General features: G+C 69.1%; 12 protein-coding genes and 1 pseudogene. 8 read left to right on the top strand and 5 right to left on the bottom strand.

The features are described 5' to 3' along the window. The first annotated feature begins 9 nt into the window (after window positions 1-9). From PSQ40_RS20880 to PSQ40_RS20860, 5 genes are all read left to right on the top strand, one after another. Window positions 10-549 carry a YcnI family copper-binding membrane protein gene (locus PSQ40_RS20880; protein WP_273953829.1) on the top strand — a complete coding sequence of 180 codons (540 nt, stop codon included), beginning with the start codon at window positions 10-12 and terminating at the stop codon, window positions 547-549. Window positions 550-677: 128 nt separating this feature from the next. Continuing rightward, window positions 678-1,142 carry a copper chaperone PCu(A)C gene (locus tag PSQ40_RS20875; protein WP_273953828.1) on the top strand — a complete coding sequence of 155 codons (465 nt, stop codon included), beginning with the start codon at window positions 678-680 and terminating at the stop codon, window positions 1,140-1,142. A gap of 116 nt (window positions 1,143-1,258) precedes the next feature. After that, the gene (locus PSQ40_RS20870; protein WP_273953827.1) at window positions 1,259-2,125 is read left to right on the top strand and encodes a PhaM family polyhydroxyalkanoate granule multifunctional regulatory protein; all 867 of its coding nucleotides are present in this window, start codon (window positions 1,259-1,261) and stop codon (window positions 2,123-2,125) included. A 72-nt stretch (window positions 2,126-2,197) separates the two neighbouring features. Beyond that, the gene (locus PSQ40_RS20865; RefSeq protein WP_273953826.1) at window positions 2,198-3,478 is read left to right on the top strand and encodes an FIST signal transduction protein; all 1,281 of its coding nucleotides are present in this window, start codon (window positions 2,198-2,200) and stop codon (window positions 3,476-3,478) included. Window positions 3,479-3,608: 130 nt separating this feature from the next. Beyond that, the gene (locus PSQ40_RS20860; protein WP_273953825.1) at window positions 3,609-5,561 is read left to right on the top strand and encodes an MFS transporter; all 1,953 of its coding nucleotides are present in this window, start codon (window positions 3,609-3,611) and stop codon (window positions 5,559-5,561) included. A gap of 86 nt (window positions 5,562-5,647) precedes the next feature. Here the strand turns inward: PSQ40_RS20860 and PSQ40_RS20855 are convergent, their stop codons facing one another. The 3 genes from PSQ40_RS20855 to PSQ40_RS20845 all read right to left on the bottom strand — a co-directional run bounded on the left by PSQ40_RS20855 (window position 5,648) and on the right by PSQ40_RS20845 (window position 9,575). Further along, on the bottom strand, window positions 5,648-6,826 hold the full coding sequence (locus tag PSQ40_RS20855) for a saccharopine dehydrogenase family protein (RefSeq protein ID WP_273953824.1): 1,179 nt from the start codon (window positions 6,824-6,826) through the stop codon (window positions 5,648-5,650). Between the two features lie 144 nt (window positions 6,827-6,970). Continuing rightward, complete coding sequence (gene pstS, locus PSQ40_RS20850) at window positions 6,971-8,023, bottom strand: phosphate ABC transporter substrate-binding protein PstS (protein WP_409338637.1); 1,053 nt, start codon at window positions 8,021-8,023, stop codon at window positions 6,971-6,973. 331 nt (window positions 8,024-8,354) lie between these two features. Beyond that, window positions 8,355-9,575: a polyhydroxyalkanoate depolymerase gene (locus PSQ40_RS20845; RefSeq protein ID WP_273953822.1), complete on the bottom strand. Its 1,221-nt coding sequence runs from the start codon at window positions 9,573-9,575 to the stop codon at window positions 8,355-8,357. Window positions 9,576-9,705: 130 nt separating this feature from the next. Here PSQ40_RS20845 and PSQ40_RS20840 point away from each other — a divergent pair, with 130 nt between their 5' ends. After that, window positions 9,706-10,362 carry a glutathione S-transferase gene (locus PSQ40_RS20840; RefSeq protein WP_273953821.1) on the top strand — a complete coding sequence of 219 codons (657 nt, stop codon included), beginning with the start codon at window positions 9,706-9,708 and terminating at the stop codon, window positions 10,360-10,362. Between the two features lie 260 nt (window positions 10,363-10,622). Here PSQ40_RS20840 and PSQ40_RS20835 read toward each other — a convergent pair whose 3' ends face one another. Beyond that, window positions 10,623-11,045 carry a cupin domain-containing protein gene (locus tag PSQ40_RS20835; protein ID WP_273953820.1) on the bottom strand — a complete coding sequence of 141 codons (423 nt, stop codon included), beginning with the start codon at window positions 11,043-11,045 and terminating at the stop codon, window positions 10,623-10,625. A gap of 228 nt (window positions 11,046-11,273) precedes the next feature. Between PSQ40_RS20835 and PSQ40_RS20830 the strand changes: the two genes are divergently transcribed. After that, window positions 11,274-13,607 (top strand): xanthine dehydrogenase family protein molybdopterin-binding subunit, encoded by a 2,334-nt coding sequence (locus PSQ40_RS20830; protein ID WP_273953819.1) that lies wholly within the window; start codon window positions 11,274-11,276, stop codon window positions 13,605-13,607. Between the two features lie 141 nt (window positions 13,608-13,748). Here PSQ40_RS20830 and PSQ40_RS20825 read toward each other — a convergent pair whose 3' ends face one another. Further along, window positions 13,749-14,789, bottom strand: a complete 1,041-nt coding sequence (locus tag PSQ40_RS20825; RefSeq protein ID WP_273953818.1) for a porin — start codon at window positions 14,787-14,789, stop codon at window positions 13,749-13,751. 483 nt (window positions 14,790-15,272) lie between these two features. On the opposite strand from PSQ40_RS20825, the pseudogene PSQ40_RS20820 reads away from it, so the two are divergent. Beyond that, window positions 15,273-15,395, top strand: a pseudogene (locus PSQ40_RS20820) (branched-chain amino acid ABC transporter substrate-binding protein); the annotation flags it as partial.

Below are 15,395 nucleotides of genomic sequence, written 5' to 3'. Positions count from 1 at the left end.
AGGTTTTCCATGCATTTGATTCGCACCCTGGCCGCCAGCACCGCCTTGCTGTCGGCCCTGGCTTCGGCCCACGTCACGCTGGATCAGCCCCAGGCGGTGGCGGGCAGCGCGTACAAGGCGGTGTTCAAGGTCGGGCACGCGTGCGCAGGCGCCAGCTTCACCACGGGCATCACGGTGCGCCTGCCGGCCGGGTTTCGGGGCGCGCAGCCCATGCCCAAGGCCGGCTGGACTGCGGTGGTGCAGCGCGCTGCGCTGGCCGAGCCTTATGAGAGCCATGGGCGGCGCATCAGCGAGGACGTGGTCGAGGTGAGCTGGCGTGCCAACAGCGCCGACAGTGCCTTGCCGACCGCCTTCTACGACGAATTCACCGTGCGTGGCACACTGCCCGCGCAAGCGGGAACCCTGTGGTTCAAGGTGCGTCAAAGCTGCGATGTGGGTGAGGTCGACTGGGCCGAGGTGCCCGCCAGTGGGGTGTCGACCGAGGGCCTGAAAGCCCCGGCCGCTCGCCTGCAGGTCGGTCCTGCCGCAGCGCCGGCCCACGTTCACTGAGGTGCGGGGCGCCGCGGGGCGGGTGCCCGGCGGCCGGTTCGTGTCGGGTTTGGGTTCGGGGCATCGCGCGCGGCTGGCCGCCGGCCAGGGCGCTGGGCGGGCCCCCTTTTTTGAGGAGTATGGATTTCATGCGTCAGTTCTCTGCTGTGTTGGGCGCCGCTTTGTGCGCGCTGTCGTTTGCGGTGTCGGCCCAGGGGGTCGATGTGAAGGGCGCCTGGGCGCGCGCCAGCGTGCCGGGCCAGAAGGCCACTGGGGCCTTCATGACCCTGACCGCGCCCGCGGGGGCCACCTTGGTCGGTGTGCGTTCGCCCGCCGCCGGCGTCACCGAATTGCACGAGATGAAGATGGATGGCGATGTCATGAAGATGCGCGCGGTCCCCTCGCTGCCGCTGCCGGCCGGTCAGGCGGTCGAGCTCAAGCCCGGGGGGTACCACGTCATGCTGCTGGACCTGAAGGCCCCGCTGGCCAAGGACAGCACCGTGCCCATCACCTTGCTGCTGCGCGACGCCAAGGGGGTGGACAGCCAACTGGAGCTCAAGGTGCCCGTCAAGGCGGTGGCCCCAAGCGGCGCCACGGGCGGCCACGCGCACTGACACCACCAGCCTCCAGACGGTCGCCGTTGGCCGCTCAATCGGGCCGCTGTGGCCCGTGCGCTGACGCCCTTCAGTTAAGCTGATCGGCCTCAGAACACACAATGACGGAGCATGCCATGAGCGATTCCACCCCTTTTGGTTTTGGTAAGTTGGTCCCGGGTTTCGAGTTTCTGCAGAACCTGGCTCAGTCAGCGGTCAAAGGGGCTTCGCAAGGCCTGCCGCACCTGCCCAATCTGTCGCATTGGGTGGCCCCCACCCTGAACGTCGAAGAGCTGGACAAACGCATCGAAGAGCTCAAGGCGGTGCAGTTCTGGCTCGACCAGAACTCGCGCGCCCTGGCCGCCACGGTGCAGGCGCTCGAGGTGCAGAAGATGACCCTGGCCACGCTGAAGGGCATGAACTTCAGCATGGGCGACCTGGCCGAGTCCTTCAAGGTCAAGACCGCCGACGTCATGGCCCAGGTGCAAAAGGCCAGCGACACCTTCAACAGCGCAGCCCGTGCGGCCGCGCCAACGCCGGCCCCCACCCCGGCCGCCGCGCCGTCACCGGCCCCCGCGCCCGCACCGGCGCCAGAGCCTGCCGCCGCCGACCCGGCGGCCGCCAGCGCCGAGGCCTCGGGCGACGCCCCGCGGGCCGGTGTCATTGACCCGCTGCAGTGGTGGGGCGCGCTGACCCAGCAGTTCCAGCACATTGCCAGCACGGCCCTCAAGGACGCGGCCGCGGCCAACCCGCTCGAGGGCAGCCAGAACCTGGCCCGCGAAGCCTTCAAGACGGCGGCTGAATCGGTCGCCAAGACGGTGGGGGCGGGCCTGGAGGCCACGGCCCAGGTGCGCCGGGCTGCGCGCGGCTCGGCCAAGGCCGCTTCGGCCGCGGCCCCCAAGCCGGCGGCCAAATCGGCTGCCAAGCCTGCGGCCAAGGCCCCGCGCCGGGCGCCCGCCAAGAAACCCGCCGCCAAGGCCCCGGCCCGCCGCCGCGCAAGTTGAGCCGCCGACCCGGTCTGCGCCGGACCGGGTCATTTTTGCGGTTGAATAGGGGCCTGACTTAGCGGAGCCCCCATGTCTTTATTTCCTTCGGGTCACGCCACCCACCCCCAATGGCGGATGGCCGCCAGCCTGGTGCTGGCGCAGTTGCGCGCGCAGATGGCCTTGCCCGAGTACGCGCACAGCCCCTCGCTGGGCCTGCTCTACATCACGGACCACTACGCCCCCGAGGCCCAGGACCTGCTGGACTTCCTGTCGGCCGAGCTGCCCGAGGTCACCGACTGGGCGGGCACGGTCGGTGTGGGCGTGGCGGCCAACAACGCCGAGTACTTTGACGAGCCGGCGCTCAGCGTGCTGCTGTGCGAGCTGCCAGCCCACCATTACCGTGTGTTTTCCGGGGTGGCGCCGCTGGGCCTGGGCTTTGAGCCCCACACCGCCCTGGTCCATGCCGACGCCAGCACGCCCGACGTGGCCGAGTTGATTGCCGAGATGGCCGAGCGCACCGCCACCGGCTACCTGTTTGGCGGGCTGGCCGCCAGCCGCCAGGGCACGGTGCAGTTCGCCGTCGGCGGCGACGGCAACATGCGCGGCCAGGGCGCGGCGCGGGGGGTGTTCAGTGGCGGGCTCAGCGGGGTGGCGTTCTCTGAAGACGTGAGCCTGATCTCGCGCGTCACCCAGGGCTGCCTGCCGGTGTCCAAGGTGCACGAGATCACTGCGGTGGACGGCCATGTGCTGCTCGAACTCGACGGCGAACCCGCGCTGACCGTGCTGCTGCGCGACCTGCGCGTCAGCCTGGACCTGAACGGCCCGCAGCGCAGCCCCGCGCTGCAACAGGCGCTGGAGGTGGTGCGTTCCACCCTGGTCGGCCTGAGCGCGCCCGGCGACGACAGCATCAACCGCAGCGGCCACTTTGGCGCCGACGTGCTGGTGCGCCACATCATCGGTCTGGACCCGGCACGCCAGGGCGTGGCGGTGGCCCACCCGCTGAGCGTGGGGATGCAGATGGCCTTCTGCCAGCGCCATGTGCAGGCCGCGCGGGCCGACCTGATGCGCATCTGTGCCGAGATCCGCGAGGAACTCGAACCCGAAATGTGGCCGGCCGACCTGGCCACCACCGTCGCCGGGGACGCGCTGGGCGCGGCGCCCCACCCGGCGCGGCGCATCGCCGGCGCGGTCTATGTCAGCTGCTCGGGCCGCGGCGGGCCCCACTTTGGCGGCCCCAGCGCCGAGCTGCAGATCGTGCGCCACGCGCTGGGCGACGTGCCCCTGGTGGGCTTTTTCGCGGGTGGCGAGATCGCCCGCCACCACCTCTACGGTTACACCGGCGTGCTGACGGTGTTCACCACCCCGGCCTGAGGCGCGGCGACCCCGGCTGGGCCCGGCGCCCGGCACGGCGCGCGCCCGCGGGGCAAAATCCCGCATCGATCCCTGGCGGCGGCCCTGGTGCGCCCGGTCCCCGCCTGACCTGTCTCAAGGACCTTTGCCCATGGCGCCTACCCAGCCCAACGACCACGACACCGCGCACCCGAACCAGTTCGCCCTGCTGGGCCAGCGCCGCTTCGCGCCGTTCTTCTGGACCCAGTTCCTCGGCGCGGCCAACGACAACCTGTTCAAGTTCGCCTTCACGGTGATGGTCACCTACCAGCTGCAGGTGGCCTGGTTGCCGGCCAGCCTGGCGGGGCTGGTGATTGGGGCCTTGTTCATCCTGCCGTACGTGCTGTTCTCGGCCACCTCGGGCCAGCTGGCTGACCAATGGGAAAAGACCCGCCTCATGCGCCTGGTCAAGAACCTGGAGATCGCCATCATGCTGCTCGCGGCCTGGGGCTTCGTCCAGAGCCAGGTGGCGGTGCTGCTGGCTTGCACGTTCCTGATGGGCCTGCACAGCACCTTGTTCGGTCCGGTCAAGTACGCCTACCTGCCCCAGGTGCTGGGGGAGCGCGAGCTGACCGGGGGCAACGGCCTGGTCGAGATGGGCACGTTCGTGGCCATCTTGCTCGGCCAGGTGGCCGGGGGCCTGTTGGTGGCGGTGCCCGGCGTGGGGCCGCACTGGGTGGCGCTGGGCTGTGTGCTGGTGGCGCTGCTGGGGCGGCTGGTGGTGCAGGCGGTGCCGCTGGCGCCGGCCACCGACCCGGCGCTGACCCTCAACTGGAACCCGTTCACTGAAACCTGGCGCAACCTGCGCCTGGCGCGGCAGAACCCGGTGGTGTTCCGCTCCCTGCTGGGCATCAGCTGGATGTGGTTTTTTGGCGCCGTGTTCCTGAGTCAGTTCCCGAGCTTTGCCAAGGACGTGCTGCACGGCGACGAGCAGGTGGCGTCCCTGCTGCTGGTGGTGTTCTCGATCGGGGTGGGCGTCGGTTCGCTGCTGTGCGAACTGCTGTCGCGTCGCCATGTCGAGATCGGGTTGGTGCCCCTGGGCGCCATCGGCATGAGCGTGTTCGCCATCGACCTGTATTTCGCCTCGCGCGGCCTGCCGAACGGGCCCACCTGGGGGCTGCAGGCGTTCCTGGCCCAGCCGGCGCACTGGCGTGTGCTGGCCGATCTGGCCCTGCTGAGCCTGTTTGCAGGCCTCTACAGCGTGCCCATGTACGCCTTGATCCAGCTGCGCAGCCAGCCCACACACCGGGCGCGCATCATCGCCGCCAACAACATCCTGAACGCCTTGTTCATGATCGCCAGCGCGGTGCTGGCGGGGGCCTTGCTGGCGCTGGGTTGCAGCATTGCCCAGGTGTTCCTGTTCGTGGGCCTGGCCAATGCGCTGGTGGCGGGCTACATCTTCCTGTTGGTGCCCGAGTACCTGCTGCGTTTCGTGTCCTGGGGCCTGTCGCGCTTTGTGTACCGCTTCCGCGTGCAGGGTGAGCAGCACCTGCCCAGCACCGGCGCAGCGGTGCTGGCTTGCAACCATGTGAGCTTCATCGACGCGGTGTTGCTGATGGCCGCGAGCCCGCGACCGATTTACTTCCTGATGGACCACCGCATCTTTCGCCTGCCGGTGCTGGGCGCGTTGTTCCGGCTGGCGCGGGCGATCCCCATTGCCCCTCAGAAGGAAGACCCCGTGGCCTACGAGGCGGCCTTCGAGCGCGCGGCCCAGGTGCTGCGCGAGGGCGATCTGCTGGCCATCTTTCCCGAGGGCAGCATCACCCGCGACGGCCAGTTGCAACCCTTCAAGGGCGGCATCGCCAAGATCCTGCAGCGGGCCCGCGACGAGGGCCTGTCGCCCCCGGTGATCCCAATGGCCCTGACCGATTTGTGGGGCTCGTTCTTCAGCCGCATCGAGCTGCGCGGTGGCGAGCCGGTGGCCATGGTGCGGCCCTTCCGCCGCGGTGTGTTCAACCGCGTGGGGCTGAACGTCGGCCCCGCGCTGGCCCCGCAAGGCCTGAGCCCTGAGTTGCTGCACGCGCAGGTGGCGCAGCTGCTGGCACGCGGCACGCCCCGGCACTGAGGGGCAGGGGCGCGCTGCGGGGTGGCCGTGTTGGCCGTGCTCCGGGCGCCCCGGGCGCGCAGGGGGCTGGTTGCCCCCGCGTGGGTTCAGTCGGCTTCGACTTCGAAGCTCAGGCCCGCGTGCGCGCGCAGGCGCTGGATCAGGGCCTGGCCCAGGGCCGAGGCCGAGGTCCAGAGGCCCCCCGCGGTGTCCTGGCGGTCCTGCAGCAGGCAGACCGCCGACTCGGCGATCATCTTGGACGTGGAACCGTAGCCCGGGTCGCGGTCGCCCTTGACGCCCACACGCAACTGGTGGCCCGCGCTGTCCTGGCCCAGGAACAGCAGGTCATAAAAGCCCGCCTCGCGCTCCTCGCGCGACGGGCCCTCGCCGGGCTGGGGGCCGCCTTCGGCGCCCAGCGATTTGTCGGCGGCCACGGCCTGTGCGATGGCCTGGCCCTTGTCGCCGGCGCCGGTGATCAGCATCTCGTCGTAAACAAAGTCGGCCCCATACGCCTGGCCCAGCAGGAAGTTGCTGCGGTGGATGTTGCGCGTGTTGATGGCGGCCATCACGAACGGGGCCACCCACAGGCCCAGCGCCTCGTCGATCATCGGCTTGTGGCCCGGCGGTTGGGCCGGGCCTTCAAAGCCGGGCGTCAGCGAGAAGGGGTTGCGCAGCAGGGCCATCACGGCCGGGTCTTGCGCGGCGGCGGCCAGCGTGGCCTTGAGGCTGGCGGCGGTGCCGCCCGAAAAGGTGCCCTTCATCTTGCGCACCCGGCCCCGCACGCGGTTCGCGGGCTGGCCGAAGCGGGCCTTCATCTCGTCTTGCAGCAGCAGCACGCCGAGGTCGAACGGCACCGAATCAAAGCCGCAGGAGAACACGATGCGCGCGCCGCTGGCCTGCGCCGTGGCCTGGTGCGCATCGATCATCTGGCGCATCCAGGCCGGCTCGCCGCACAGGTCGACGTAGTCCACACCGGCCTGCGCGCAGGCGGCCACCAGCGGGCTGCCGTACAGCTGGTACGGGCCCACGGTGCTGAGCACCAGGCGGGTCTGCGCCATCAGGGCCTGCAGGCTGTCGGGGCTGGCGCTGTCGGTCACGATCAGGGGGGTGTCGGCCGGGGCGCCGACCTCGTCGCGCACGGCCGCCAGCTTGGCGGCGCTGCGCCCGCCCATGGCCCAGCGCAGGCCACTGCCGGCCGGGTAGCGTTGCAGCAGGTACTCCACCACCAGGCGGCCGGTGAAGCCGGTGGCGCCGTGCACCACCAGGTCAAAAGGTTTGTTGCTCATGGCTTGTGTCTCCAGGGTCGGCACCGCCAGCGGCCCCGGGCTGGGCGCGGTGTGCGGCGGCATGGGCCGCGATTGTGGCGCCCGGGCGGGCGCCAGTCTGTCGCCCAGGTGCCGCACGGTCCGCCGGGCCGGCCCGTGGGGCGCTCAGCGGGTCATGCTGGAGAAGGCGATGGCGCCCAGCGCGCGGCCCTGCCGGTCGCTCACGCTGCTCAGCGCCTTGAAGGCCTGGGCCTGCAGGGCGTCGGGCAGGCGCACCAGGCTCAGGCCTTCGACCACCGTGTCGCCTTTGAGCAGGGTCCACATCAGAAAGCGCAACGCGCGCTCGGTGGCTTCGCTCTGGCTGCTGACGCGGGGCAGCAGCACGAAGCTGCCCATCGCGATGGGCCAGCTGGCGGCGCCGGTCCGCTGCGTCAGTGGGGCGTGAAAGTCGCCTTTGCTGACCCAGTCGCTGGCCCGCAGCGCAGCCCGAAAGCCCGCCACGCTGGGGGCCACGAACTGCCCCGCTGCGTTGCGCAATTGCACCGGGTTGAGGTCTTGTTCGACCACGTAGTTGTAGTCCACATAGCCGATGGTGCCCGGGGTGTCCTGCACCGCCTGCACCACCCCCTGGCTGCCCTTGGCGCGGCTCACGGTGTCGGCCCAGGCGATCTGGGTCTGGCGCCCGTGCTGGCGCAGCCAGGCCGGACTGACCTGCGACAGGTAGTCGCTGACGTAGTAGGTGGTGCCTGAGCCGTCGCTGCGGCCGACCGGGCGGATCGGCAGGTCCGGCAGGTTGAGGCCGGGGTTCAGGGCCTGCAGTTCGGGGGCGTTCCAGCGCGTCACGCGCCCCAGGTAGATGTCGGCCAGCAGTTCGCCGCTGAGCCGCAGCCGGCCCCGCGGCACCCGGGGCAGGTTGACCACCGGCACCGCGCCACTGACGAAGGTGGGCACCAGCACCAGTTGGTCGCGCTGCAACTCGGCCTCGCTGGGGGCCACGTCGGAGGCGCCAAACGCGACCTCGCCCGCGCGGATCTTCTTCAGCCCGGCCGACGACCCGATGGCCTCGTACTGCAGCTCGACCGGGTGCTGGCGCGCATAGGCCTGGCCCCAGGCTCGGTACAGCAGCGCGGCGGCCGAGGAGCCCGCGCCGGTCAGCGTGTCGGCCGCCTGAGCCGGGGCGCAGGCCAGCAGCAGCCCCGTCCACAGCGTGGCCCGCATCAGGCCGCCCCGGGGGGGCCGGGGCTGTGGGACAGGCGGGCGCCCGCCGCGCGCGCCGGTGCCGCGGCGGCAGAGCAAGACAGACAACAGGTTCAGGGCAAACAGCAAGGGCATGGCGGGCAGACGGGTGGCAGCCCCGCCCCTCGTGGGGGGCCCAGGGCCTGCGCAGCGCAAAGGCGCCGATGCTAAGCCCGTTTTGTGACAGCGCCATGAGCCCGCCGTGCCCCGCGCGACAGGCCCCGGCCGGAAGTGGACGGTGGCGCCGGGGCCACGCGCCGATGGGCGTTGGGGCGCCAAGGTGCACCTGGGTGCGCCTTGGCGTGTGGGGGCCTCAGCCCTGGCTGGCGTGGATGCTGTCGCGCACCCGGGGGTAGATCTGCTGGTTCCACTTGCGCCCGCTGAACACCCCGTAGTGGCCGACACCGGTTTGCACATGGTGGTTCTTCAGGTAGGGGCGCACGTTGCGGCACAGGTCCTGCGCCGCCACGGTCTGGCCCACCGAGCAGATGTCGTCGCGCTCGCCTTCGATCGTCAGCAGCGCGGTGCGGCGGATCGCGGCGGGGTCGACGGTGCGGCCCTGGAAGGTCAATTTGCCCAGCGGCAGGTCGTAGGTCTGGAAGACCTTCTCCACCGTCTCGAGGTAGAACTCGGCAGGCAGGTCGTTGACGGCCAGGTACTCGTCGTAAAAGGTCTTCAGCGTCTCGGCCTGTTCGAACTCACCGTCGACCAGGTGCTGGTACATGTTCTTGAAGGACTGCTGGTGGCGGTCCGGGTTCATGCTGATGAAGGCGCTCAGTTGCACAAAGCCCGGGTAGACGCGGCGCATGAAGCCCCGGTGCGGCCAGGGCACATGGCTGATCAGGTTCTTCTCGAACCACTCGATCGGCTGGCTGATGGCCAGGCGGTTCACCTCGGTGGGGTTGACGCGGCAGTCCACCGGGCCGGCCATCAGGGTCAGGCTGCGCGGCTGGGCCGGGTCTTTGTCTTCGGCCAGCAAGGCGGTGGCGGCCAGCGCGGCCACGCAGGGCTGGCACACCGCGACCAGGTGGCTGCCTTCGCCCAGGTGGCGCAAAAAGCGCATCAGGTAGTCGATGTAATCGTCCAGCCCAAAAGCGCCCTCGTGCAGGGCCACATCGCGCGCGTTGTGCCAGTCGGTGATGTAGACGTCGTGGTCCTGCAGCAGGGTGCGCGTGGTTTCGCGCAGCAGGGTGGCAAAGTGGCCCGACAGCGGTGCCGCGAGCAGCACCACCGGCAGGGCGGCCTGGCCGGGCAGGCGTGGCTTGGCAAAGTGCAACAGGGTGCCGAAGGGCAGGGTGAGGGCGACTTCCTCGGTCACCGGCACCGCTTCGCCATCGATCAGCACCTCGGTGATGCCGTAGGCGGGGCGGCTGTGCGTCAGGCGCAGGCGGGAGAACACCTCGCTGGCGGCGGCCAGTTGGCGCAGCGCCGTGCGTTCGGTCCCGGGCAGCAGCAGGGCCGAGCCCAGGTGCTGGGCCAGCAAGCGCAGCGGGGACGTCAGATCAGACTGGAGTTGGTAGGCCTGATACAGCATGGCAGTCTTTCGGTGTGGTGCGGCAGTGAGGCAAGTTGCGGGCCAAGCTGAGGCGCCGAAGCGGTGCACCCCGGGGGCGCTGGGCATGGCACGGGCCTTGCAGGTCGCTGACACGACACAGGAGCAAGCCATGGCCAAAGCGGTTTTGACGATCAGCAGCAAAAACTACGGAGCCTGGGCCTTGCGCGGCTGGCTGATGGCCCGACTGGCCGGGCTGCCCTTCACCGAGAAGGTGATCTCCCCCGACGACCCCGAGATGAAGGCCGAGATGCTGCTGCTGTCGGCCTCGATGCGGGTGCCGGCGCTGGACCACGACGGCGTGCATGTGTGGGACACGCTGGCGATTGGCGAGTACCTCAACGAGGTGTGCCCCGACGCCGGCCTGTTGCCCGCCGACCGCGCGGCGCGGGCCCACTGCCGCGCCATCTGTGGCGAGATGCACTCGGGCTTCAGCGCCCTGCGCTCGTCGCTGCCGATGAACATCAAGGCGCATTTCCCGAACTTCAAGCTGTGGTCGCGCGCCCAGAGCGATGTGGACCGCATCCTGGTGATCTGGAACGAATGCCTGAGCCGCTACGGCGGCCCCTACCTGTTTGGCGGGCAGCCGTGCATCGCGGACGCCATGTTCGCGCCGGTGGTGACGCGCTTCGTCACCTACGACGTGGCGCTGGACCTGCCCAGTGCCGACTACTGCCGCACCATCCTGACGCTGCCCGCCATGCAGGAATGGGTGGCCGCGGCCCAGCAGGAGCCCGACGAGATCGACGAACTCGACGCCGAGTTCTGAGGCCGCCGGGCCAGTCGGCGGGCCAGCACCCGGTGAGCGATCTGCGTGCAAGCGATCTCCGACCGGCCTCCAACCGGCCTCCAACCGACGTGAGCGCGCCAACGCGCCTGTAGGCCTCGTCTGCGAAGGTGAGCGGTGTGCGGTGACCGGTTCGCCGGACGTTGGCCCCGGGCCGTGGCTGAGCCCACGCCAGGCGGCGGCCCGGTGCGGCCTTCGCCCCAGGGCAGGGCGGTGGGTCCCCTGGCCTCAGGCCTTGAGCCTCAGGCCCAGGGCGTGGGCGGCGGGATGTCGCACACGGGGTCGACGTCGACGGTCTTGAAGTCGGCGGGCGAGACGATCTCCAGGTACTCCATGTCGGGCGAGTAGTCGAACAGGTAGTGCCGGATGCCCGGGCGCTGGTGCACGCAGTCGCCGGCCTGCACCAGGGTCTCCTGGTCCTCGTACATGAAGCGCGCCCAGCCCTTGAGCATGATGACGATCTGGAAGTCCGCCTCATGTCGGTGCCATCCCGTGCCCGCTTCCGGGGCCATGTTGGCTTTGACCAGGTGCGCGATCACCTTGCCGTGCGTGGCCTCGGCCACACCCAGGTCACGGTAGAGGAAGAAATCGCGCAGACCGCCGCTGACGTACTCGTTGTCTGTGGGCTTGACGTGCGAAAACAGGGTGGAAGTTCGGTCGAGCATGGAAGACTCCTTTCGGGGGATGGGTGCCGCAAACGCTTTGCTGCGCTGCAGCATCAAGCACAAAGCATTCCCGCCGCCGTGCCCTGTTTTGGCGCGCCCGAGGGTCACCACCCGGACAGGGGCGGGCGCGCCCCTTCGGCACGATGGGCCGGAATTGGCTAGAGTGCGAAGTGGCGCAAGCCCTCCGTGTCCCCCAGCGAATTCCCCGACGAGAAACGAGACAAGACCGTGAGCACTGCTTCCTCCCTCCCCACCCGTTTCGGCAGCGGCCAAGCCGTGCGCCGCCTTGAAGACGACGCCCTGCTGCGAGGCGCGGGCCGTTACACCGACGACTTGAGCCTGCCCGGGCAAAGCCACCTGGTGTTCCTGCGTTCACCCTACCCGCACGCGCGCATCGTGTCGGTGGACACCGGCACCGCGCTGGGCCTGCCGGGGGTGCTGGCGGTCTACACCGGCGCCGACCTTGTGGCCGCAGGCGTCAAGCCGCTGCCCGGCAACGCCGGCTTCAAGCGGGCCGACGGCGTGGCCGCCTCGCCGCCGCGCTGGCCCCTGGCCCACGAGCGGGTGCGCTTTGTCGGCGAAGCGGTGGCCGCGGTGGTCGCCGAGACACCACAGCAGGCGCGCGATGCGGCCGAGTCGGTGTGGGTCGAGTTTGAAGAGCTGCCCATGGTGGTGCACCTCGACGACGCCACCCAGGCCGGTGCGCCCACCCTGTGCGAGGCCGCCCCCGACAACATTGCCGCCGAAATGCGGCACGGCAACGCCGCCGCCACCGAGGCCGCGTTCGCGCAGGCCGCGCATGTGGTGGCGCTGGACGTGGTGCACCAGCGCCTGGCGGCGCTGACGCTCGAACCCCGCAGCGTGCTGGCCTACCCCGACCCGAGCGACGGCCGCCTGACGCTGCGCATGAGCACCCAGATGCCTTCGGGCGTGCGCAACACCATCGTCGACACCCTGGGCCTGCCGCGCGATCGCCTGCGGGTGCAGGTGGGCGACGTCGGCGGGGGCTTTGGCATGAAGACCGGCGCCTACCCTGAGGACATGGTGCTGGCCTGGGCCGCGCACCAGCTGCAGCGGCCGGTCAAATGGGTGGCCGAGCGCAGCGAGGAGTTTCTGTCCTCCAGCCATGGCCGCGACGTGCAGTCGCGCGCCGAGATGGCGCTGGCCGCCGACGGCCGCATCCTGGCGCTGCGCCTGCGCTCGCTGGCCAATGTGGGGGCCTACGCCACGGGCACCGGGGTGGCGATCCAGCTGCTCATCGGGCCCTGGGTGCAGACCAGCGTTTACGACATCCAGACCATCGACTTCCATTTCAAGGCGGTGCTGACCAACACCGCGCCCACGGGGGCCTACCGTGGCGCCGGTCGGCCCGAGGCCATCTTCACGATGGAGCGCCTGATGGACGAGGCCGCACGCCAGATCGGCATGGACCGCCTCGCGCTGCGCCGGCGCAACTTCATCCGCCCCGAGCAGATGCCCTACAAGAACCCGATGGGCCAGACCTACGACACCGGCTGTTTCGAAAAGGTCATGGACCAGGCGCTGGCGCTGGCCGACTGGGACGGCTTTGCCCAGCGCGCCGAGGCCTCGCGCCAGCGTGGCCGCCTGCGCGGCCAGGGCATTGCGACCTTCCTCGAATGGACTGGCGGCAATGTGTTCGAGGAGCGCGTCACCGTCACCGTGCTGCCCGATGACACCATCGAGGTGTTTTCGGCCGTCAATGCGATGGGGCAGGGCATTGCCACCACGCTGGCGCAGCTGGTGGTCGATGTGTTTGGCGTGCCCATCGAGCGGGTGCGCGTGGTGCTGGGCGACACCGACCGCGGCGATGGCTTTGGCAGTGCGGGCTCCCGCTCGCTGTTCACGGGCGGCTCCGCGGTGCGCGTGGGGGCCGAGCGCACCATCGAACACGCCAAGGCCCTGGCGGCGGCCGAGCTGGAGGTGGCGGTCGAGGACATCGCTTACGCGGCAGGGCGCTTCACGGTGGCGGGCACCGACCTGGGCATCGACCTGTTCGCGCTGGCCCGCGCGCAGCGCGAGCAACGCATCCACATCGACTCCACCAGCACCGTCTCGGGGCCGACCTGGCCCAACGGCTGCCACATCTGCGAGGTCGAGCTCGACCCCGAGACCGGCGACCTGCAGGTGCAGGCCTACGCCTCGGTCAATGACGTGGGGCGGGTGGTCAACCCGATGATCGTGCGCGGCCAGCTCGACGGCGGCGCTGTGCAGGGCCTGGGGCAGGCGCTGTGCGAACAGGTGCTCTACGAGCGTGAAACCGGCCAGCTGGTCACCGGCAGCTTGATGGACTACGCGGCGCCGCGCGCGGACCAGTCGCCTGACTTCCGCACCGAGATGGACGAATCCACGCCCTGCAAGAACAACCCGCTGGGCGTCAAGGGCGTGGGCGAGTTGGGCACCATCGGGGCCACCCCGACCCTGGTCAATGCGGTGGCCGATGCGCTGGCGCGTGCCGGCCTGGGCGCACAGGCGACGCAGCTTCAAATGCCGCTGAGCGCGGGCAAGCTGTGGGGCCTGATGCACGGTGGCGCAGGCCGCTGAAGCGGCGGCGGCCGGTACCGCCCGGCAGGACCAAAAAAAAGCCCCTTGCTCGCGACAAGGGGCTTTGAAAAAAACCTTGAAGAATCTCAGGGCAGGCTTGAACCGCGCGGGCAGCGCGGGGTTCAGGCCTGCGCGCCGTGCTTAGAAAGCGTGGCGGATACCGACCATGTAGTTGGAACGGGTGTTCAGCGTCGAAGCGGCGCCGAAGATGTCCGAACCAGCCGGGATGGCGGTCACAGCGTAGCCAGCGTTTTCCTTCGAACGGTCGTAGTAGCCGTACACCATGGTGCGCTTGCTCAGCGAGTAGGTCAGGCCCAGGGCGGTGGTGTTGCGGCTGCCCTTCACGTTGGTGGCCGACTTGGTCTTGTCGTTGTAGTACGCACCGACCAGGTTCACCAGGGGAGCCACTTCGTAGCTCACGCCCAGGGTGGCCACGTCGCTCTTCGAGCCGGAGGCCAGCTTGGTGTCCATGTAGTTGAAGTACACGCGGGCCGGACCGAAGCCGTAGTTGGCGGCGATCATGGCGTTCTTGGTGCTGCCCAGGTTGGTGCTGGAGGTGGTGTTGACGTCAAACTTTTGGTAAGCGGCACCCAGGTTCAGGCTGCCCACAGCGTAGGTGGCTTGCAGGCCGTTCAGCTGACCGGCCGAAGCGGAGTTGGCCACGTTGCCGAAGCCGTGCATGGCGGCGAAGTTCACGCCAGCGATGTTCTTGGCGTAACGCACAGCGTTGTTTTGACGGAAGGTACCGTAGGCCAGGTAGAAGCCCGATTCGTTCACGTTGGAGATGCCCCACAGCGGGTCAAAGTTGCCATAGTGTTCGAACAGGGGGGTGTATTGGCGACCCAGGGTCACTTGGCCGAAATCACCAGCCAGGCCCACGAAGGCTTGACGGCCGAAAGCCAGGCCACCTTGACCGCGGCTGCCGTCATTGGGGTTGAAGCCAGCTTCCAGGGTGAACAAGGCCTTCATGCCACCGCCCAGGTCTTCTTGGCCACGGAAACCGTAACGGCTGCCGCTGATGGCGCCCGAGGTCACAGCCGACAGGCTGCCGCCGGTCGGGGTGGCGTTGGTTTGGCGTTGCACGGCGGTGTCGATCACGCCGTACAGCGTGACGCTGGATTGGGCGAAGGCGGCCGAGCCCAGGCTCAGGGCCAGGGCGGTCATGATGAATTTCTTGTTCATTGCGAGTCCTGTTGTCAGTTTGTTTTCAAAGGGGGGAGGAACGGGCCGCAGACTGCCTTTCTTTGGTGCATGGGCCCCGAAGGGGCACCAAAAAGAGGCGGGTTTGGGGTTTCGGCCAGAGTTGTTTGTCGATAACGACAGAACGCGGATTTTAGTGATCCGTATACGTTTAGTAACGTCCTGTTCACCCGATTCTGTTGCGTCCTGATGACCATTAGTGGACTTCGTTGTCAATAACTCTGGCTAATGGCGGGGTCAGTTTGGCCGTGCGCTGGGGCTGTGGGGCCTGGCGCGGCGGGCTTCTCGAGGGGCCGGGCCTCACCGGCGTGACGGTTGGTTCATTAATTTGACTGTTGGGTCATGAATCGAATTGATGCAAGCCGCTCCTAGGGGCTTGCCCCGAGGGAGTTGGCCCGGAAATTGAAATACCGTTCACCGCCGCCGTAGTCCGGCGTTATTTTTTATTGATCTCGGAGTCCATCCATGCAATTGAAGTTGAAACTCACCGCTGTCGCCGCTCTGGCTGTTTTGGCAGGTGCTGCCTCTGCGCAAGACGTGCAAGTTGTGAAGATCGGTCACGTCGCCCCGATGTCGGGCGCCCAGGCC

It is taken from the genome of Curvibacter cyanobacteriorum, assembly GCF_028649475.1.
In the GTDB taxonomy this organism is placed as follows: Bacteria; Pseudomonadota; Gammaproteobacteria; order Burkholderiales; family Burkholderiaceae_C; genus Curvibacter; species Curvibacter cyanobacteriorum.
The sequence above is the reverse complement of the archived record's forward strand: the minus strand, read 5'-3'. Positions and strand labels throughout refer to the sequence as shown.